The organism is Psychrobacter sp. Sarcosine-3u-12, from assembly GCF_002836005.1.
Lineage (GTDB): Bacteria > Pseudomonadota > Gammaproteobacteria > Pseudomonadales > Moraxellaceae > Psychrobacter > Psychrobacter okhotskensis.
This window is the reverse complement of sequence record NZ_PJBY01000002.1, coordinates 1-19,509: the sequence shown is the minus strand read 5'-3', so window position 1 is coordinate 19,509 and position 19,509 is coordinate 1. Positions and strand designations below refer to the sequence as shown.

Sequence of the window (19,509 nt, the reverse complement as noted above, 5' to 3'; positions counted from 1 at the left end):
TTTGAATAAAGCAGAATTGATTGGCTTTTAGTTCTTTGCGCCAATTGGATAAGGACTTTTGCGAAATAAGATAACTGTGATAATCCAGATAATTGATGCTTTTGACTTGAGCAAAGATGCCAAAAATAGGCTGACCGTTTTGGATCAATTGATCAAGTATCATTGGTTTTGAGCTGGCTGATGAGTCTTGTTGGTTTTGGTCGTTGCGACTTTGATTCATGATTGAGGCATCCTAGCCATGGTTCATTGAGAGACTACCTGTCCTTGGTAGCTGACGGTGGTACCTATAATCCTTCTTTTTGCCTGTCCTGATGCTGCCCAAACTGTTTCTCTAATGGCTTTAATCTCTATCATCGTCAATCCATCTGCCAGCTCCTCAGTCACATTTTCTATGGCAAAAGCACTGATGCCAAATGGATGTTTGGGAAATTTAAGCAGTAGATCAGTCATCGCTTGTACCGCTTTAAAAAAATCAGCAATCACCAGTCGGCGATTGCTGAAATCCGCATGGACTTCATAGCGTTTGCTACTGCCATCTTTATAGTAGCAAACGGCACTCGCTTGATTGTTAGAGAGCTCAATCACGTATATCGGCGGGCGGAATAATTTTAAGAGCCTGTATTGCTTTGGAGTATCATCTAAATGACGTTGATAAATCAATAAGCTCATACTATTCCCCGTTTAAAATTCAAGCCTTTCAAACTTTATATGCTTAGGCTATTTTGCTATTAATAAAAGCCATTAGCACTATTAAGAGCCATTAGAAAACCATTAAAAAATACGCTTATCATCGACAGGCTTTGCAAACTTACTAATATTGGCTTCGATATTTTTAGCAATGTTTAGATAGTACGGCGCAAACTCATCATCTGCCAAAACACTTGGTTCACCTTTATCTACTTGTGCACGAATACCACTGGCAAGCGGCAGTTGTCCCAATAGCGGCACATGGTATTGCTCAGCGATTTTTTCACCACCACCTGTACCAAAGATGGCTTCGGTATGATTACAATTACTACAGGTATGCAGCGCCATGTTTTCAACCACACCAAGTACCGGAATATTAGTCTTGTTAAACATCTCAATGCCTTTTTGCGCATCAAGTAAGGCGATATGCTGCGGCGTCGTGACAATCACCGCACCAGTCACGGGGATACGCTGGGCTAGCGTGAGCTGAATATCACCGGTACCCGGTGGCATATCAATGACCAAGTAATCTAACTGCGGCCAATTGGTTTGATTATAGAGCTGCATCAACGCCCCAGTAGCCTTTGGTCCACGCCACGCGACAGGCGTATTGTCACCATCGAGTAAGCTACCAATCGATAACATCGCCATGCCATGCGCATTGATAGGAATAAACTGCTCATTTTCTAGCTCAGGTCTGACATTATCTACGCCCAGCATGGTTGGCATACTAGGACCATAAATATCAGCATCGAGCACGCCAACACGGTTGCCTAGCTTTTGTAATGCCAAAGCGATATTCACGGTAGTCGTTGATTTACCAACACCACCTTTACCCGACGCCACCACGATAATATGGCGAATACGCGGATGCGCTGTCAATGATGCTTGTGTCGGCGCGGCTTTGGTAATCGGCGGTTCGGCAGCAGTATCAGTTTTAGTGCCACTATCAGGCTTTGATGCTGACTGATTCTGGGCGTCCATTGCATTGGTGGTCTTGGGCATGGCCTTCGGTAAGCTTGACCCTGTCCCTTTCGCTGGTGCTGGCAGACGGACGTTCATATGGATCGCTTTGATACCGTGCGGATAGAGCAGCTTTCCAAGCTCTTGTTGAATGGCTTCAGGATTACTATTTACAGGTAGACGCAAATCTAAAGTGAGCTGATCGCCGTCGCGCTCAAGACCCGTGACCATAGTGGCAATGCTGATAGTGCCTACTTCATAGCCGAGCAGTACCTTGTCCACGGCACTATCGCGTTCTGCTTTTTGCTGCGGGGTTTCATTGTGAGTGGTTTTTTTCTTCATAAAGTTAAACATAGCTACCGTTACTGCCTATACAAGTGGGTGGGTATGGTCAAACAACTCAGTGAATACTGTAGCGCATAGGATAAATATTATAGCCCATAAGCTTTTTGGCCAAACCTTTTATCGTGACAGTGTAGCTGAATTACAAGTATAAAAAAACCACAACGCCAGTAAGACCGAGCTTGGTATCAGGTGTTACTATTTGCGCTACTGCGACCGTTTGTCGTGCGCTATCCTATAGACAAAAACTGTGAAGCAATAAACAGATAAATCAGCACGCCAGAAGCATCACACACTGAGGTAATCAGCGGTGCACTGGCAGTGGCAGGGTCAAGTCCTATTTTGTTCAATACAAAAGGCAAGCTCATGCCAATCACGCAGCCAATCATGACTACGGACATCATACTAAGCGCGAGCACCAGTGACACAATAGCATCGCCGCGCACATAACCGATGATAGAGATAGCAACGGCCATCGTCGCACCCAGCATCAGGGCGACGATGGCTTCTCGTCCTAATAGCGAGAGCCAATCACGCATGACGACATCGCCCGTCGCTAGCGCACGCACCATCAACGTAGCAGACTGAGAGCCGGCGTTACCGCCACTATCTACCAGTAGTGGTAAGAAAAATACCAGCACTAGATTGGCTGCTATCACCTCCTCAAAGTTAGCAATGCTAAAGCCAGAGAGCAAGTTTCCAAATACCAAAAACACTAGCCAGAATACGCGCTTACGATACAGCACTTTAATGCTGACATCTTTAAGCCTGCCAACCATCGTCGTGACACCACCCGACTTGTGAAAGTCATCAGTAGCCTCATCGCTGGCAACGTCCATGGCATCATCATGGGTCACGATACCGACCAAAGCGCCATGGTCATCAGTAATTGGCAGGGCAATCAAGTCATAACGAGCCACAACTTTGGCGACATCTTCTTGATCGTCATTGACATTGCAAGAGACCACAGTGCTCAGCATAATGTCATTAATTAATTGTTCAGGAGCGGCTAGTATTAATGCTCGTAATGACACTACCCCTGACAACTTACGCTCATCATCAATTACATAAGTATGATAAATGGTCTCGGCATCAGGTGCTTCTAATCGTAGCGCCGCTAATGCTTCAGTGACGGTCATATGCGCCGCTAACGTTGAATAGTCAGATGTCATCAGTGCACCAGCAGTACGTTCTTCATAGGCAGAAAGCCTGCGAATATCTTCACGCTGCGCCTGTGCTAATGCTGGCAATAAGGCATCACGCTGATCCTGATTTAGATGTTTGTATAAATCAGTGCGTTCATCTGCGGGCATCTCGCCCACTAGTATTACCATACTTTCGCGAGGAAACTCATACGCCATAGCGACTTGAATATTAGGCTCTAAATAAGCAAATACCGTAGAACGATTGGGCAAACGTTCTAGCAGCTGCCAAGCAAGTTTAGATGCCATGAGCGTAAGCACATCCGCGATATCAATGGGGCGCAACTCTTGCACTTGATTAATCGCTTGCTCGAATTGCTGCTGCTCGATGGCACGGCTTAGTTTGGTTGCAAAAGTCTCTGCAAGGTCTTTATTATTCATCATGTTACTCCGTGCAACCCAAAACGGTGCAGCAAATACTCACAAAAAAGAGCCAATCTAATTGGCTCCAATTAATATAAACAAGATGCTAAGGCAATGGGCTTTTATTAGCAAGCCAATGATTCTTAAACCAATCAAAGCGCCCGCACAAACCTATTAATCCGTCATTCAGCTAAGGCGTGTCCTCATTTTAAAAATGCTCATAAAAATGAGATAAATTGCAGTCAAGTGAGGAAAATAGCGGAAATAATATCAGGATATTAATCAGCTATTTGACGATGTTTGGCAAAATTTAGCCACTTTTAGCCCGTTTAGATACAATCGCTGGAATTGAGGACACGTCCTAGTTCATAAACCAACCATGACTGGCAACGATAGATTGACCAGTGAATACATCGCTTGGGAAGGCTGCCAAAAATAGCGCTAACTGCGCAATATCATCAACCGTCGTAAACTCTTTGTCGACGGTATTGACCAACATGATGTCATTCACCACTGACTCTTCGCTGATGCCTTTTTCAGCTGCTTGCTGCGGGATTTGTTTTTCGACCAACGGTGTTTTGACAAAGCCAGGGCAAATCACATGCGAGCGTACGTTGTGCTCAGCGCCTTCTTTTGCTAGCACACGACACAGCCCCAATAGACCATGCTTGGCAGTGACGTAAGGCGCTTTGTATAGTGAAGCTTCGTGCGAGTGTACCGAGCCCATATAGATGACCGTACCGCCTTTATCGTCTTTATACATATGCTGTATGGCCGCTTTGGTGGTTAAAAACGCCCCATCTAAATGGATAGCGAGCATTTTTTTCCAATCATCAAATGCCATCTTATTAATCGGGTCAATAATCTGAATGCCGGCGTTGGAGACAAGAATATCAATACCACCGAAGCGCTCGACCAATCGCTGTACACCATCATTTACTGCAGCTTCTGATGTGACATCCATTTCAATAGCAAGTGCCCGACCGCCAGCTGCTTCGATAGCATCGACTGTGTGTTGTGCTGATTCAAGATTGATATCAGCAATACCAACTGCAGCGCCAGCCTTCGCGTAGGTTTCAGCGATGTCACGTCCGATACCACTTGCAGCGCCTGTGACTAAGGCCACTTTACCGGTCAAATCTTGTTGTAATTGGGTCGCCATATTTTATAGTCCATTAATAAATAGGTTGTTTGGATGTCTGTGCTAGACATATTGATGCAACAAGCTTATTGCGCAATACGCACTGGCGTTTTCTCTTGTAGCTCATCAAAGCTGACACCTTCTGCCAGCTCAACCAACTTCAAACCATTTTCAGTCACGTCTAATACAGCAAGCTCGGTGATAATACGGTCGACCACGCCTTTACCTGTCAGTGGCAGCTCACAATTGGCAAGTATTTTTGGCTCGCCATGCTTATTGACTTGCTCCATCAGCACAATAACCCGCTGCACACCGGCCACCAAATCCATCGCACCGCCCATGCCTTTGACCATTTTTTTGGGAATCATCCAGTTGGCCAAATCCCCTTTTTCTGACACTTCCATCGCGCCTAATATTGCCAGATTGATATGACCGCCACGAATCATCGCAAACGACTCTGAGCTGCCAAAGTAACTGGCACCCGGTTCTGCGGTTACCGTTTGCTTGCCCGCGTTAATCAAATCTGCATCGACATTCTCCGCCGTTGGAAACTCGCCAATACCTAATAGGCCGTTTTCAGACTGTAGCCAAACATCCACATCATCAGGAATATAGTTAGCCACTAGCGTCGGTAGTCCAATGCCCAAGTTTACATAATAGCCGTCTTCTAGCTCTTTTGCGGCACGCTGTGCCATCTGCTCTCTTGTCCATGCCATGGTGATTTCCTTATTTTCATAACCACTCCAAGAAATATGATTAGCGGCATCAAACTCGCTTAGTCTACAAAATGTAGCACTTAGGGTTATCTTACTTGCTGCTCAATTTTTAGAAGTGGTATTACAATATTCTATTATTAACGTCATCTTTAAAAGGTTTGGATAAAACCACTCACTAAGCACTCTCAACGGCTTTAGTGGTGGTTTTTTCGATACGTTTTTCAGGGTTACTATTTAAGACGATACGCTGCACAAAAATACCAGGCAGGTGTACTTCATCAGGGTCAAAGGTACCCGTCTCTACGATTTCTTCAACTTCGACGATGGTGATTTTGCCTGCCATCGCGCAATCTGGATTGAAGTTACGGGCCGTCTTATTGAACATTAAGTTCCCCGCTTTATCTGCTTTTTGCGCTTTAATCAAGGACACATCTGCACGCAATGAATGCTCAAGCACATAAGTGCGACCATCAAAATCACGGATTTCTTTGCCTTCAGCGACCATAGTGCCAACGCCAGTCGCCGTATAAAACGCGGGAATACCTGCGCCGCCCGAACGCAATTTTTCTGCCAACGTCCCTTGCGGGGTCAGCTCAACCTCTAACTCGCCGGCCAAGTATTGACGCTCAAATTCCTTATTTTCACCGACGTAAGATGAAATCATTTTTTTAATTTGACGGGTTTGTAATAGCAATCCTAAGCCAAAATCATCGACACCTGCGTTGTTACTGATACAGGTCAAATCCTTAACTCCGCTATCACGCAATGCTTCGATTAACGCTTCAGGAATACCGCACAGACCAAAACCGCCGATAGCAAGTGTTTGTCCATCACTTACCACACCTTTTAGCGCCTCTTCGGCACTGCTATATACTTTTGAGCGACTCATGCTTATCTCCTTGCAAGTCTGTTTTTTGTTATTAACGTCCATTATCTATCATGATTTATTTACTGTGCCAATCAATAGAGTATTGACTGTTTTAAATTTATATTAATACACTTTATATCGATATATCATCATTAAAACACTTGTGCTAACTTAACATATAATTCTCATAGCGAGAAGAGAATAACCGTAAGAACGAACGAGACAGCACAGTAGCGGGGTATGAGGCAAGTCAATATCAGACTCTTCTAGATTAATGTTTGATAAAAAATCAAAAATCACATATTTTGATTAATTTTATTGACCCAGATAAACATGCCCTGCATACTCGCTGATTGAACTTTGCCAAGGAGGGCGATTATGTTTAGCACATTTGCTATTGTCATTACGTTATTATTATTGATGTTCTTTGCTTATCGCGGTTACTCAGTGCTGATATTAGCACCGATTATGGCGACTTTAGCAGTATTCTTATCAGGAGATTTTTTAAGCAGTATCCCAGCGTATACCGATGTTTTTATGGGCGCGTTAAGTGGGTTTTTACTTAAGTTCTTCCCTATTTTCTTATTGGGCGCATTGTTCGGTCGTTTAATGGCAGACTCTGGCGCGGCGACAGCGATTGCCAATACCGTGGTCGAAAAACTCGGTGCCAGCAAAGCCATTCTAGCGGTTATCTTGGTTTGTGCCATTTTGACCTATGGTGGCGTGTCGTTATTTGTCGTGGCGTTTGCTATCTATCCAATTGCCAAAGACCTATTCAAAGCTGCAGATATTCCTAAGCGCTTGATTCCGGCAGCGATTGCGCTAGGTTCATTTACCTTTACCATGACCGCATTGCCGGGCACGCCAGCCATTCAGAATGCCATTCCGATTCCTTATTATAATACTAACGTCTTTGCCGCGCCTATTTTGGGTATTATCGGCGGTACGATTATGTTTATTTGTGGTTGGTTATGGCTACAGTCACGGGCCAGAAAAGCCAATGCAGCGGGTGAAGGCTACGGTCAGCATGACGAAGAGGATGTAGGCGGCGTTGGTGCAGCCAAAAAAGAAGCCGAAGTGCTAAATACGCATCACACCTCATTTATGGTCGCAATGATTCCATTGGTGCTGGTCATCGCTTTAAACGCTTTATTAACTTATGCAGTGTTCCCTTCACTAGACTTTAGCGGCTTACAAGCTCAGTTCCCGGATTTAAATATCGCCGGTTCGCTGGGGCTGTGGTCTATTATTATCTCATTGGTAGTGGCTATTATCGTATTGATAGTCATGCGTATCGGTCATTGGAATAATCTACAAAAAACCATCAACCGTGGTACTTATGATTCGATGTTGCCCATCTTTAACACCGCCTCAGAAGTGGGTTACGGCGCGGTCATTGCTTCATTGGCAGGCTTTCTTATTATTCGTGACAGCATCTTAAACCTAACGCCTGATAACCCACTTATCTCAGAAGCGGTCGCGATGACCACCCTTGCTGGTATTACTGGCTCATCTTCTGGTGGTTTGAGTATTGCCCTATCGACGTTGGGTGAAGATTATTTAAGAATGGCGGTTGCCGCTGGTATTGATCCAGAACTGATGCACCGTGTTGCTGTCATGGCAGCGGGTGGTTTGGATACGCTCCCTCATAGTGGTGCGGTCATCACCCTACTCGCGATTTGTGGCTTGACCCATAAGCAATCCTACTTGAATCTTGCGATGGTCACGATGATTATTCCATTAATTGCGGTAGTCGCGGTTATTATTCTAGGGACGATGTTTGGCTCATTTTAGAAACCGTTTAAGCTTCAAGCAATTTCTTGAGCTTTGAATATCGATGAGTTTTAATGTGCAAACTCAAAACCCACTTGGCAGATTGCTTGGTGGGTTTTTTATCGCCGCTTTACGACTATGTTCTTTAAATAAAATAGGTTATTGACACCTGATAAATGCATAGAAATCTATCGGCATAATAGAGCCAATGATTATATTGATTAACGTATTAATTACTGAGGAATGTCACAAATTTGGCCGAATTACGGTATCATAGGCACACTTTTTTGGTTTTTCCTTTTTTAGAAATTTTAAAAGCTTTAGTATTGACAATATCGCGTCCGCTCGCCATAAAGCGCTCAAGACGTTTGATAACCAACCCGTTTATATAAAAATATAGGTGACAAAAGTGCGTGAGATTCTAGTAACCAGTGCGCTGCCCTACGCCAATGGCTATATCCATTTGGGGCATCTTGTAGAATATATTCAGACCGACATTTGGGCGCGTGCGATGAAAGCGCAAGGCCATCAGGTCACTTATGTCTGCGCGGATGATGCACACGGTACGGCTATCATGCTCAAAGCAGAAGCCAATGGTGTAACACCCGAAGAGCAAATCGCCTCGGTTAAAGCTTCGCATGAAGCGGACTTTGCTAAGTTTTTGATTGACTTCGACAATTATCACACCACCCATTCAGAAGAAAACAAGCATTTTTCTGAGCTGATTTATCGTCGTCTTAGTAGTGCTGGACATATCAGTACTAAAGACGTTGAGCAATTATTTGATCCTGAAAAGCAGTTGTTTTTAGCGGATCGTTTTGTCAAAGGTACTTGCCCTGAATGCGGTGCGCTGGATCAATATGGCGATAACTGTGAAGTGTGCGGTACCACTTATGATGCGACAGATCTGAAAGATCCGTACTCGACGTTGTCTGATGCCACACCCATTCTAAAAACCTCTAAACATTACTTCTTTGATTTGCCAGAATTTGAGCAATTCTTAAAAGATTGGACGCGCAGTGACAATCGCTTGCAAACATCGGTCGCTAATAAATTGCAAGAATGGTTTGACGCTGGCCTGACCAGCTGGGATATCTCACGTGATGCACCTTATTTCGGTTTCCAAATTCCAGATACCCCAAGCGATGAGCCAGACAAGTACTTCTATGTTTGGCTCGATGCACCGGTCGGTTACATGGCGAGCTTTCAAAACTTGTGTGATAAGCGCAAAGGTACTGAAAACGAATTAGATTTTGATCGTTATTGGATGCAAGAAAACGAGCATAAGACCGAGGTTTATCATTTCATCGGTAAAGACATCGTTTACTTCCATGCGCTATTTTGGCCAGCGATGCTAGCGGGTAGCGAGCTGCGTACGCCGACCGGCGTCTTTGCCCATGGCTTCTTGATGGTCAATGGCGAAAAAATGAGTAAGTCGCGCGGTACTTTCATTAAAGCCGAAACGTATGCTGATCACTTACATCCTGAGTACTTGCGTTATTATTTTGCTAGTAAATTGTCTGATAAAGTCGAGGATATCAACCTTGATTTAGAAGATTTCATGCAAAAGGTTAACTCTGATCTAGTTGGTAAAGTGGTCAATATTGCCAGTCGTAGTGCTGGATTCTTAGTGAAAAAATACGACGGTATGCTGTCGGAGGTTTGCGTAGAGTCAGACTTATTAGAAGACATCACCAAAACGGGTGATGAAATTGCCGCCGCGTACGAAAACCGTGAGTTCTCGCGTGCCATGCGTTTGATTATGCAATGTGCTGATAAAGCCAATGAATATATCGATGAGAAAAAACCATGGGCGCTTGCTAAGGTCGAAGGCGCAGAGCAAGAAGTTCAAGATGTTTGCTCGGTCGCGATTAATATCTTCCGTCAATTAATGGTTTATCTTGCGCCAGTATTGCCTGAGCTAACCGCCAACGCTAAAGCGTTTTTGAACATTGACGATCTAAGCTTTGCCAGCCGTAACCAATGGTTGCTTGGTCATAAAATCAATAAGTTTAAACCTTTAATGCAGCGTATCGAAGAAAAAGACGTCGCAGCGATGGTTGAAGCGTCAAAGGAATCTTTGGCTCAAACTGCGACTCCAGTTGCTAATGCTGATAATACGTCAGCAAAGAAAAACACTCCCTCAGCGAAAGAGGCTAATACTGGTAGTGATAATGAGCAGGCTGACTATATCGGTATCGAAGACTTTGCCAAAGTTGAGATGAAAGTCGCGCACGTCTTAGAGTGTAACCATGTCGAAGGCGCGGACAAGCTACTACAATTTACCTTAGACGTTGGCGAAGACAAGCCACGTAATGTATTCAGCGGTATCCGTAAGTTTTATGAGCCTGAGCAATTACTGAATAAAAAGGTCATTTGCGTGACCAATCTTGCGCCGCGTAAGATGAAATTCGGACTCTCAGAAGGCATGGTGTTATCGACTGGCAATCCAAAGACAGGCTTAACGGTCGTTACCTTGCCTGATGATTGCGTCATTGGTGATGTGCTTGCTTAATTAACATGGCTGATGCACGAAATATTGGAGAATGATAGTGGTATTGCTGAGACTGTTAGCAGATATTCTCCTTTATTTAACAGTAGGCTTGCTGGTTTACTGGTATTTTACCGAAGATATAACGGTACTATTTATAGCCATTGCTAGTGGTGTTATCAGCGCGTTGTTGTTTATTATCACCACAGATATCAAACAGTCACGGCGTAACCGTCGTTCAGAGCCTTCGAGTATCTGGGATTGGTTGTACTTTATCGACATACTAGAGATTCCTCTTTATGTGATTGGCTGGCTATTTCGTAGTTTATGGCGGGTCTTTGATTGACAGTTAAGCGATAGATTAAACATAAAAAAAGACGCCCTAAGTAGCGTCTTTTTTTATGTCATTTATATAGATAGTGGAATGGCAATAATTTCGATACAAGCAAACCAAGTGCAAGCGATTACCAGTACCATATTTGAATGCTCAACAGACCCTAGCATAAAGATGCAGAAGCTGCTCAGTAAAACCATCCTTATATGGCTGAATAATACGGGTGACGAATACGCTTTAATTTTTTATTGCGATAACTTACATTACTGTCATAATATGAACATAATGATCGACGGAACGATTACCTTATTGTTAGCCTGCTATCTTGGCATCAACATAGCATTGACTCGGCTAACCTGCATTTTCCAATACCATCCTTAAAAATCAAACACAGCGAAGACGAATCCAAACACTACCCTGAGTAGTTTTAACGAATCCGAGAATGTTGGTGTGGTTTTTATGATTGATATAACCGATGAGTTACTATAATAATGACTATTGCTTCTACTTTACGCTTAAGCCTCTATGGTGCTGCTATCAGCGCCACCCTTGGATTAATCGGCTGCTCAAACTCTACCGATACTGCCAAAAATGATGAGATTGCCACTACTGATGCCGACAAGCCTGCCAAGACACTGGCCATCACGCAAATCGTCGAGCATCCTTCATTAGATGAGATGCGCCGCGGTATCATTGATGAGCTGGCTGATAATGGCTACGTCGAAGGCCAAAACCTAACGGTCAACTTTCAAAGCGCGCAAGGTAATACTGCGACAGCAGGGCAAATTGCCAAGCAGTTCGCCGGTGACAATCCCGATGCCATCGTGGCAATCTCGACGCCCTCTGCTCAGTCAATTGTGGCGTCAACCAAAACGGTTCCAGTTATTTATACGGCCATCTCTGATCCTGTCGCAGCGAAACTCATTGACGAAAATGATGTGCCTATCCAATCCAACGTCACTGGATTATCGAGCGAGTTACCGATTGAACCGCAGTTAGACAATATTTTAAAGATTGTGCCCAATGCAAAAACCATTGGCTACGTCTATAGCCCAGGTGAAATCAATTCTGTAGTGGTACTCAATCAACTTAAAAAACTCGCACCAGCGCGTGGTCTGAAAATCTTAGATGTGACAGCCAATCGCCCAACTGACGTTGCGATGGCGACTCGTAGTCTTGCTGGTCGCGTCGATGTCATTTATACCTCATTAGATAACAACGTTGTGTCAGGGTTTGAAGCAATGGCTGGTGCTGCCAATGAGCTTGATATTCCGGTTATTGCCTCAGACGAGTTTAGTGTGAGACGCGGTGCGACAGCGGCGCTAGGTGTCAACGATTATGACTTTGGCCGTACCACGGGCAAAATGGTCTATCGCGTATTAAATGGCGAAGCAGTCAATACGATCAAGCCTGAAGTGATGAATACCTTAACCTTGTACGCAAGCCCTAAACACGCGGCAGAGCAAGGGGTGAGCTTGACAGATGACTTGTTAAAAAATGCCATTAATGTCGACGAAAAAGCGCAGAGTGCGGACAAATAACAGTCAGCCATCTGTATAGACAGCTGCCCTTAATTTTTAATTATTAATTATTAAATAATGTACGGACACATTATTATTTTCAGGAGTGAGACCTATGTTGTATCAAAATTTTGGACGTTTTAATTTTAGTAAGGCGCTACTACTAGGCGGCGTTTGTACCGCTATCTTGACTGGCTGTAATCAACCAGCGCAAGATGCTAGCGGCACTGATGCTGCCGCCAATGGCGATACTGCCACAGAAATGAAGACGGTGGCTATCACTGCTATCGTTGAGCATCCAGCACTTGATGATGTGCGCAAAGGCGTCATCGATGAGCTTAATGAGGCCGGCTTTAAGGACGGTGAAAACTTAACGGTGAACTTCCAAAGCGCCCAAGGCAATACAGCGACTGCAGGACAGATTGCCAAGCAATTCGTCGCAGACAATTCAGATGTTATCATCGCGATTGGTACGCCATCAGCGCAGTCAGTAGCTGCGGCGACTAGCACCATTCCTTTAGTATTTTCGGCAGTCACTGACCCAATCGCAGCCAAACTAGTCACAAAACTAGATGGCTCTGGTACCAATGTCACTGGCGGCTCTGATGCACTGCCTTATGAGCCACAAATCGAATTGATGCGTCAAATCATTCCTAGCTTAAAGAACGTCGGCTATGTTTATAGTCCGGGCGAAGTTAACTCAACAATTATCTTAAAAAACTTAAAAGAGAAACTGACACCACTAGGTATCAATGTCCTCGAAGCGCCTGCTCAGCGTAGTACTGATATTGCCATGGCCGCTCGTAGCCTCGAAGGTAAGGTCGATATGATCTATACCTCAACCGATAACAATGTCGTATCGGCCTATGAGTCACTATATCAAGTCGCTAAAGAAAGCAAAATCCCACTGATTGCGTCTGATACCAGCTCGGTTGAACGCGGCGCGATTGCTGCCTTAGGCGTAAACTATTACGATCTTGGCCGCGAAACTGGTAAAATCGTGGTACGCATCCTAAGTGGTGAAAAAGCGGGCGCTATCCCTGTCTATACGCCGCAAATGCTTGATTTGTACGTCAGTCCAAATCATGCCAAAGAACAAGGCGTTACTTTGCCACAAGCAGTTATCGATAAAGCAAAAGAAGTGGTAGAATAGCGCACCTTTATACTTGGCTTTTATTAGCAGCTGCTAGGTAAACGATAATTTGACTATATAATATAATCAAATTTTATCGCTTAACGTCAGGCTATGATGCCAAATGTTTAAACAAGAAACCCAGCTATGAGTCAGTAGGCTGGGCTTCTTGTTTAAGCAGTGCTGGTTTGACTGGTTGTTGCTTAATGGCTTTTTATTTAAGGCATTGCTTATAAGGTCGTGTTTGCTTATACAGTCATTGTGCAGTATCTAAGTCTCTAATATTTATGAATAAAAGCTTTGAACCAAGGTAGCTTATGATAGTTTTTCATCGTGATATGTTTTGGTTTACCCTAACCGCAGATTGCTTAATCTGTTAAATTCACCGCTTAGCCGTTTAGCGAAAGCTGACTGTTAGATTTATAGATAAGTGCGCGTTTATACGCTATTTATTTTATGAATTAATGATCAGAACATGCATTGCTGAACGCTTGGTTATGACTTATTGATCTCTTATGTCTTTAATTGCTTTTTTTGGTGCGCTTGAAAGTGGTCTGATTTATGGCCTAGTGGCACTTGGTGTGCTGATCTCATTCCGCACCCTCGACTTTCCTGACTTGACCGCTGATGGTAGCTTTCCATTAGGCGGCGCCGTCGCGGGCATCTCTATCGTCGCTGGTGTCAATCCATGGTTGGCATGCGCTTTTGGTATGCTAGCAGGTTCAGTCGCTGGTATCGTCACTGCATGGTTGCACGTCAAACTTGGCATCCTGCAACTACTTGCCAGTATCTTAGTGATGGTCGCTCTATATTCTGTCAACCTACGCATCATGGGTGCGCCGAACTTGCCACTACTGGGTGAAACCACGGTATTTAGTACCTTAGTGACAGATGGCAACGGCTATTGGATGCGCTGTCTGATTATTGGTGTGGTCATACTGCTTGCCAAGTTATTCTTAGATTGGTTTTATAGCACTGAAACTGGCCTATCTATGCGTGCAACTGGTTCAAACCTCCGTATGGCCCAAGCGCAAGGCATTAATACCTCTTGGATGACCATTATCGGTATGGCCGTCTCTAACGGCCTAATTGCACTTGCAGGGGCGTTGTTTGTGCAGACCCAAGGTGGCGCAGATATCTCTATCGGTATTGGTACTATTGTCATTGGTCTAGCAGCCGTTATCATCGGTGAGACTATCATTCCTGCCAAACGTATCTGGCTCATTACCTTTGCGGTCATCGTCGGTGCGGTACTATACAAGCTGTTTATTCAGGTCGCGCTATCGAGCGACACGCTGCGTAGTATTGGTTTTGGCCCGCAAGATTTAAACTTGATTACCGCTCTACTCGTGGTATTGGCTTTGGTATTACCAAAAGCGAAAACCAAGTTTTTATCACGCAAAGTTCGCGTTCAATGACAGCCAATACAGACGGTAAATAACCGTATTAAGCTTGAAGAGACAATAAGGAATAACGATTATGATGCAAGCCACTGATTTACGGTTGACCTTTAACCCGGGCACGCCTATCGAAAACCCTGCCCTGCGTGGTATTAATCTAAACATCGCTGATGGTGAATTTGTGACCGTCATTGGTACCAATGGTGCTGGTAAATCGACATTTTTGAACGCTGTAAGCGGCACCACGCGCGTCGATAGTGGGTCAATTTTATTAAATGGTATTGATGTCACTAAGAAAACTGCCCATCAACGCGCTCATTGGGTCGCGCGTGTCTTTCAAGACCCAATGGCTGGAACTTGTGAAGCTCTGACCATTGAAGAAAACATGGCATTGGCCTATAAACGTGGTGGCAAACGCGGTCTGAGCTTTGCGCTAAATCAGAATAACCGTGATTTGTTTCGCGAAAAACTTGCTGTTTTAAAATTGGGCTTAGAGAACCGTCTAACCGACCGTATGGGTCTACTATCCGGTGGTCAGCGCCAAGCAGTCAGTCTGCTTATGGCCTCTTTACAGCCTTCTAAGATTTTATTGCTAGATGAGCATACTGCTGCCCTTGACCCTAAAACCGCTGCTTTTGTTTTAGAGTTAACGGATAAGATTGTGACTGACAATAAGCTCACAACCATGATGGTCACCCACTCAATGCAGCAAGCATTGGCACATGGCACACGTACCGTCATGCTGCACCAAGGGCAAGTCGTACTAGATGTCGCTGGTGATATTCGTAAAGATATGACAGTGCATGATTTACTTGATATGTTTGAGCAAACACGCGGCGAAAAAGTTGAAGATGATAGCTTAATATTGAGTTAAATAATTTAGCAAATACTTTGGAGCTAAATATAAAAACGCCTGTTTAATAGCAGGCGTTTTTTGTTATCAATAGTTAATGATCCTACCAAGTTTTGGTCAGTCATTATATAGTTGCTATATCAATACCTATATCAAAACCTACTTATTATTCTTATCGCTATTTATCTATGAGGTCTGCCATGCGCAAAATCCCTGTTTATACTCATCCTGCTGCTGGTTGGCCTGCTCTGATTGCCTCTACTCGCAAACTCATGGATTATAAGGCTTTTTTGCGTGGTAGCTTGAGCGTATTAAACAGCAATCAACCCAAGGGTGGCTTTGATTGTCCAGGCTGCGCATGGCCAGATCACAAGTCACACAAAGCGCTAGATGTCTGTGAGACAGGCATCAAGGTGCTGGCAAGTGAAACCATGTCTACCCGTGCAGATGCACAGTTTTTTGCCAAGCACTCGGTCACAGAGCTACAAGGTTGGTCAGGGTATGAGTTAGAACATATCGGTCGATTATCCGAACCGCTATACTACGATGCCACGCAAGATCATTATCTACCCATCTCTTGGCAAGCCGCTTATGAGCATGTCGCTGAGCAGTTGGAACAGCTTAATTCACCTGACGAAGCACTGTTCTATACCTCAGGTCGCGTCACTAACGAGCCTGCCTTTATGTTTCAGTTATTCGTCCGCTGTTTTGGTACTAACAACCTACCAGACTGCTCTAACATGTGTCACGAACCAACCTCGGTCATGCTTGGCAAGCAATTAGGCATCGGTAAAGCGACGGTGAAACTAGAGGATTTTGAGCTAGCCAAATTGATATTGATGTTTGGACAAAACCCGGCAACCAACCATCCCCGTATGCTTGAGATGCTTGCCCACTCTCACGAGCAAGGATGTCGAATCATCTCGATAAATCCTATGCGTGAACAAGGCTTAAGTAAGTTTAGAAACCCGCAAAAACCAACTCATATGGCGGCAGGACAGAGTGATGACATGGTCGATGAGGTCGTTCAAATTCAAATCGGTGGTGATGCGGCTCTACTGACGGGTTTGGCTAAATGGCTGATTGAGAATGATAAAATTAATACTGACTTTATTACAACCCATACCTCTGGTTTTGAGCCATTGAAACAGTGGTTGACCGAACAATCATGGGCAGATATTCAGCTTGGTTGTGGTATTTCTCAAGCAGAAATTATTAATCTTGCTAAGCTGGTGGCCGCCAGTCCAGCGACTATTTGCACTTGGGGTATGGGCATAACCCAGCATGTGCAGGGCGATGACAATGTCGCTATGATTACCAATTTGCTACTGTTGATGGGTATGATAGGTATTGACGGTGCGGGTGCGTCACCTGTGCGGGGTCACTCCAATGTGCAAGGCGATCGCACCATGGGTATTCATGAGCGTCCCAAGCAAAGCTTACTTGATAGCCTAGAACGTGTGTTCGAGCACCCAATGCCACAAGAACACGGTTTTGATGTGGTTACAGGTGCAAAGGCGCTGATTGCTGGAAAGCTAAAAGTCTTTATGGGTATGGGTGGTAATTATGCGGTTGCAGCGCCTGATACCAAAGCGATTCAACAAGCCTTAACCACGACTCAGCTTAATATTTTTGTGGGTACCAAGCTTAATGAGACCATGCTCTATCCGTGTGCAAACAACCTCATTCTGCCTTGCTTGGGTCGTACCGAGCGCATCATTACTGCGAAAGGTGAGCAATTTGCGACTATTGAAGACTCCATGTGTCAGATTGTGCCGACTCAAGGTAATCTGAGACCTGTCAGCAACACTTTGAAGTCCGAGGCTCAGATTGTCGCCGATATTGCTACTCATGTATTTGGCTCTGATTCGTTAATCCCTTGGCAAGCGATGAGCGAAGACTTCGATACCGTTCGTGATTATGTCGCTCAAGCCATTGATGGGTTTGAGAACTTTAACGAGCGTATTCGTGCGAGCGAACGTGGTTTTCATCTTTATCATGCTGCGCGTCACCGCGTGTGGAACACCGATAGCGGCAAAGCACAATTTGAAGTGCCAAAGTATCCGATTACTTATGTAGCAGGTCAAATGGCAGAAAAAACGACAGCGTTTAAAAATGATGTACAAAATATTGATGACAGTCAAAACACAGGACAAAAAGTATGGCAGTTAACCAGTGTGCGCAGTCACGATCAATTTAATACCATGATATTCGGGTTTAAAGACCGTTATCGCCACACCAATCGCCGTGATGTTTTATTTATGCATCCTGATGAAATGACGCGGTTGGGTTGGCAAAAAGGTGATAATGTCATTATCTCACGTCAAGACAGTCATGGTGAGCAACGCACATTGGGACCTTTGATACTTACCGACATGGATATCGCCGCCAACGCTGTGGCTACCTATTATCCTGAATGTAATGACTTGTTTGATTTGGACACGCATGCGCCAGACTCTCATATCCCTGCCTACAAGTCTGTTACCGTGGCCTTAGAGCGCGTCAATGCAGGCGAGTTGGCAGCTTCTGCCTAAGATAGTTTGCAAGATGAAAGGTGAGTTATGTCAACAATGATAAAAGGCTGTCAGCACTTATAATGGCTAAATTAAACACTCAAGCTTCAGCTGTCGATATGTCTGAAGCGACGGCAGAATCTACTGTGACACCACTATCGCGCGCGCATTTGGTACAAAAATATTACTATGCACCTATAGAATCAGGTGGTAGCCAGCAAGCGTATATTGAAGATCAATCAGCAAATTTGGTCGTAGAAGCAGCGATTTCTATTATCATTAACGGCATTCATTATGCAGTATTGATGGCAAGCCCTTATCAGCTAGAATATCTAGCGATAGGCTTTTTGTTCAGCGAAGGTTTGATTCAACACAGCCATGACTTATTAGACTGGGAAGTGACCCAGCTGACAGATATGGCAAGCTATCAAAGATTTACTCAAGACTCAATGGATGAAAATGATACGGCTGGTTCCTTTGAGCAAACCTTAGCACAGCTGCAAGATTACGATATTTATGTGGTGGAATTGACGTTAAATCAGCGTAGTCATCAGCGTATTCAAGCCCAACGGCGGCAGCTGGCGGGGCGTACAGGATGTGGTATGTGTGGTATCACTGGCTTGACACAAGCACTTCCCAACCTAAGTCATTATAAACCAAGCAGTGATAAATCAAGCGCCTATGTCTCAAACACCTATTCACAAGACGGTTTGCAAGATGACCCAGAGAGTGAATTTTATGATGAAAGTCAAAACAAACTCGGAGACAGTATTAGCAATAAAAGTGCGATACCAAGTTTTGACTATTTATTGCAAATACGCGCACAAGTAGATGCGACCCAGCATACTCATCAATTGACAGGTGCTGTTCATGCTGCAGCAACCATGCAAGGACAGCGCTTGCATCTCTTTGAAGATGTGGGTCGTCATAATGCCCTTGATAAGCTCATTGGCTGGCAACTACGGCATAGAGTAGATGTCGACTGCGTGGTGATGACCTCTCGTCTGTCTATCGAGCTGGTACAAAAATCTATTCGTAGCCAAATACCTTGGTTGGTCGGTATGTCTGCGCCCACTAGTACTGCTGTACGTGTCGCCGAGCGCTATGGCTTAGGATTAGCAGGATTTTTACGTAACAATAGAGTGACTTATTACTCAGGCTTTTAAAACACCGCTGTTTTCTATTTCCCCCACTCTGTAAAATTAATATTT

15 protein-coding genes and 1 pseudogene are annotated in these 19,509 nt (G+C 44.4%); 9 read left to right on the top strand and 7 right to left on the bottom strand.

Going from position 1 to position 19,509, the window contains the following annotated elements:
* The 7 genes and pseudogenes from CXF65_RS00185 to CXF65_RS00155 form a co-directional block, all read right to left on the bottom strand.
* Positions 1 to 220: pseudogene (locus CXF65_RS00185) on the bottom strand (DUF2804 domain-containing protein); the annotation flags it as partial.
* A gap of 23 nt (positions 221 to 243) precedes the next feature.
* Complete coding sequence (locus tag CXF65_RS00180) at positions 244 to 669, bottom strand: hypothetical protein (protein ID WP_101210626.1); 426 nt, start codon at positions 667 to 669, stop codon at positions 244 to 246.
* 102 nt (positions 670 to 771) lie between these two features.
* On the bottom strand, positions 772 to 2,004 hold the full coding sequence (gene apbC / locus CXF65_RS00175; protein WP_025651406.1) for an iron-sulfur cluster carrier protein ApbC: 1,233 nt from the start codon (positions 2,002 to 2,004) through the stop codon (positions 772 to 774).
* Positions 2,005 to 2,222: 218 nt separating this feature from the next.
* On the bottom strand, positions 2,223 to 3,575 hold the full coding sequence (gene mgtE, locus CXF65_RS00170) for a magnesium transporter (RefSeq protein WP_101210625.1): 1,353 nt from the start codon (positions 3,573 to 3,575) through the stop codon (positions 2,223 to 2,225).
* Between the two features lie 343 nt (positions 3,576 to 3,918).
* Positions 3,919 to 4,719, bottom strand: coding sequence for a 3-hydroxybutyrate dehydrogenase (locus tag CXF65_RS00165; protein WP_101210624.1), 801 nt, complete (start codon positions 4,717 to 4,719; stop codon positions 3,919 to 3,921).
* Between the two features lie 65 nt (positions 4,720 to 4,784).
* On the bottom strand, positions 4,785 to 5,414 hold the full coding sequence (locus CXF65_RS00160) for a CoA transferase subunit B (protein WP_101210623.1): 630 nt from the start codon (positions 5,412 to 5,414) through the stop codon (positions 4,785 to 4,787).
* Between the two features lie 175 nt (positions 5,415 to 5,589).
* Complete coding sequence (locus CXF65_RS00155) at positions 5,590 to 6,303, bottom strand: CoA transferase subunit A (RefSeq protein WP_101210622.1); 714 nt, start codon at positions 6,301 to 6,303, stop codon at positions 5,590 to 5,592.
* Positions 6,304 to 6,660: 357 nt separating this feature from the next.
* Here CXF65_RS00155 and CXF65_RS00150 point away from each other — a divergent pair, with 357 nt between their 5' ends.
* The 9 genes from CXF65_RS00150 to CXF65_RS00105 all read left to right on the top strand — a co-directional run bounded on the left by CXF65_RS00150 (position 6,661) and on the right by CXF65_RS00105 (position 19,464).
* Complete coding sequence (locus CXF65_RS00150; protein ID WP_101210621.1) at positions 6,661 to 8,076, top strand: GntP family permease; 1,416 nt, start codon at positions 6,661 to 6,663, stop codon at positions 8,074 to 8,076.
* 388 nt (positions 8,077 to 8,464) lie between these two features.
* On the top strand, positions 8,465 to 10,570 hold the full coding sequence (gene metG, locus CXF65_RS00145; protein ID WP_198551919.1) for a methionine--tRNA ligase: 2,106 nt from the start codon (positions 8,465 to 8,467) through the stop codon (positions 10,568 to 10,570).
* Between the two features lie 37 nt (positions 10,571 to 10,607).
* Positions 10,608 to 10,892, top strand: a complete 285-nt coding sequence (locus CXF65_RS00140; RefSeq protein ID WP_101210619.1) for a hypothetical protein — start codon at positions 10,608 to 10,610, stop codon at positions 10,890 to 10,892.
* Between the two features lie 479 nt (positions 10,893 to 11,371).
* Positions 11,372 to 12,421 (top strand): ABC transporter substrate-binding protein, encoded by a 1,050-nt coding sequence (locus tag CXF65_RS00130; RefSeq protein WP_101210617.1) that lies wholly within the window; start codon positions 11,372 to 11,374, stop codon positions 12,419 to 12,421.
* A gap of 94 nt (positions 12,422 to 12,515) precedes the next feature.
* A complete protein-coding gene (locus CXF65_RS00125; protein WP_101210616.1) occupies positions 12,516 to 13,553 on the top strand; it encodes an ABC transporter substrate-binding protein in 1,038 nt (345 codons plus the stop codon).
* 494 nt (positions 13,554 to 14,047) lie between these two features.
* Positions 14,048 to 14,950 carry an ABC transporter permease gene (locus CXF65_RS00120; RefSeq protein WP_025651417.1) on the top strand — a complete coding sequence of 301 codons (903 nt, stop codon included), beginning with the start codon at positions 14,048 to 14,050 and terminating at the stop codon, positions 14,948 to 14,950.
* 61 nt (positions 14,951 to 15,011) lie between these two features.
* Positions 15,012 to 15,806 (top strand): ABC transporter ATP-binding protein, encoded by a 795-nt coding sequence (locus CXF65_RS00115; protein ID WP_025651418.1) that lies wholly within the window; start codon positions 15,012 to 15,014, stop codon positions 15,804 to 15,806.
* A gap of 179 nt (positions 15,807 to 15,985) precedes the next feature.
* A complete protein-coding gene (locus tag CXF65_RS00110; RefSeq protein ID WP_101210615.1) occupies positions 15,986 to 18,319 on the top strand; it encodes an FdhF/YdeP family oxidoreductase in 2,334 nt (777 codons plus the stop codon).
* Between the two features lie 62 nt (positions 18,320 to 18,381).
* Positions 18,382 to 19,464: a formate dehydrogenase accessory sulfurtransferase FdhD gene (locus CXF65_RS00105; protein ID WP_101210614.1), complete on the top strand. Its 1,083-nt coding sequence runs from the start codon at positions 18,382 to 18,384 to the stop codon at positions 19,462 to 19,464.
* Positions 19,465 to 19,509 lie beyond the last annotated feature (45 nt).

What these genes read in the sequence shown, in the direction of transcription:
- CXF65_RS00180 (WP_101210626.1), bottom strand. Translation starts at nt 669, where the DNA reads ATGAGCTTATTGATTTATCAACGTCATTTAGATGATACTCCAAAGCAA.
- apbC (WP_025651406.1), bottom strand. Translation starts at nt 2,004, where the DNA reads ATGTTTAACTTTATGAAGAAAAAAACCACTCACAATGAAACCCCGCAG.
- mgtE (WP_101210625.1), bottom strand. Translation starts at nt 3,575, where the DNA reads ATGAATAATAAAGACCTTGCAGAGACTTTTGCAACCAAACTAAGCCGT.
- CXF65_RS00165 (WP_101210624.1), bottom strand. Translation starts at nt 4,719, where the DNA reads ATGGCGACCCAATTACAACAAGATTTGACCGGTAAAGTGGCCTTAGTC.
- CXF65_RS00160 (WP_101210623.1), bottom strand. Translation starts at nt 5,414, where the DNA reads ATGGCATGGACAAGAGAGCAGATGGCACAGCGTGCCGCAAAAGAGCTA.
- CXF65_RS00155 (WP_101210622.1), bottom strand. Translation starts at nt 6,303, where the DNA reads ATGAGTCGCTCAAAAGTATATAGCAGTGCCGAAGAGGCGCTAAAAGGT.
- CXF65_RS00150 (WP_101210621.1), top strand. Translation starts at nt 6,661, where the DNA reads ATGTTTAGCACATTTGCTATTGTCATTACGTTATTATTATTGATGTTC.
- CXF65_RS00130 (WP_101210617.1), top strand. Translation starts at nt 11,372, where the DNA reads ATGACTATTGCTTCTACTTTACGCTTAAGCCTCTATGGTGCTGCTATC.
- CXF65_RS00125 (WP_101210616.1), top strand. Translation starts at nt 12,516, where the DNA reads ATGTTGTATCAAAATTTTGGACGTTTTAATTTTAGTAAGGCGCTACTA.
- CXF65_RS00120 (WP_025651417.1), top strand. Translation starts at nt 14,048, where the DNA reads ATGTCTTTAATTGCTTTTTTTGGTGCGCTTGAAAGTGGTCTGATTTAT.
- CXF65_RS00115 (WP_025651418.1), top strand. Translation starts at nt 15,012, where the DNA reads ATGATGCAAGCCACTGATTTACGGTTGACCTTTAACCCGGGCACGCCT.
- CXF65_RS00110 (WP_101210615.1), top strand. Translation starts at nt 15,986, where the DNA reads ATGCGCAAAATCCCTGTTTATACTCATCCTGCTGCTGGTTGGCCTGCT.
- CXF65_RS00105 (WP_101210614.1), top strand. Translation starts at nt 18,382, where the DNA reads ATGGCTAAATTAAACACTCAAGCTTCAGCTGTCGATATGTCTGAAGCG.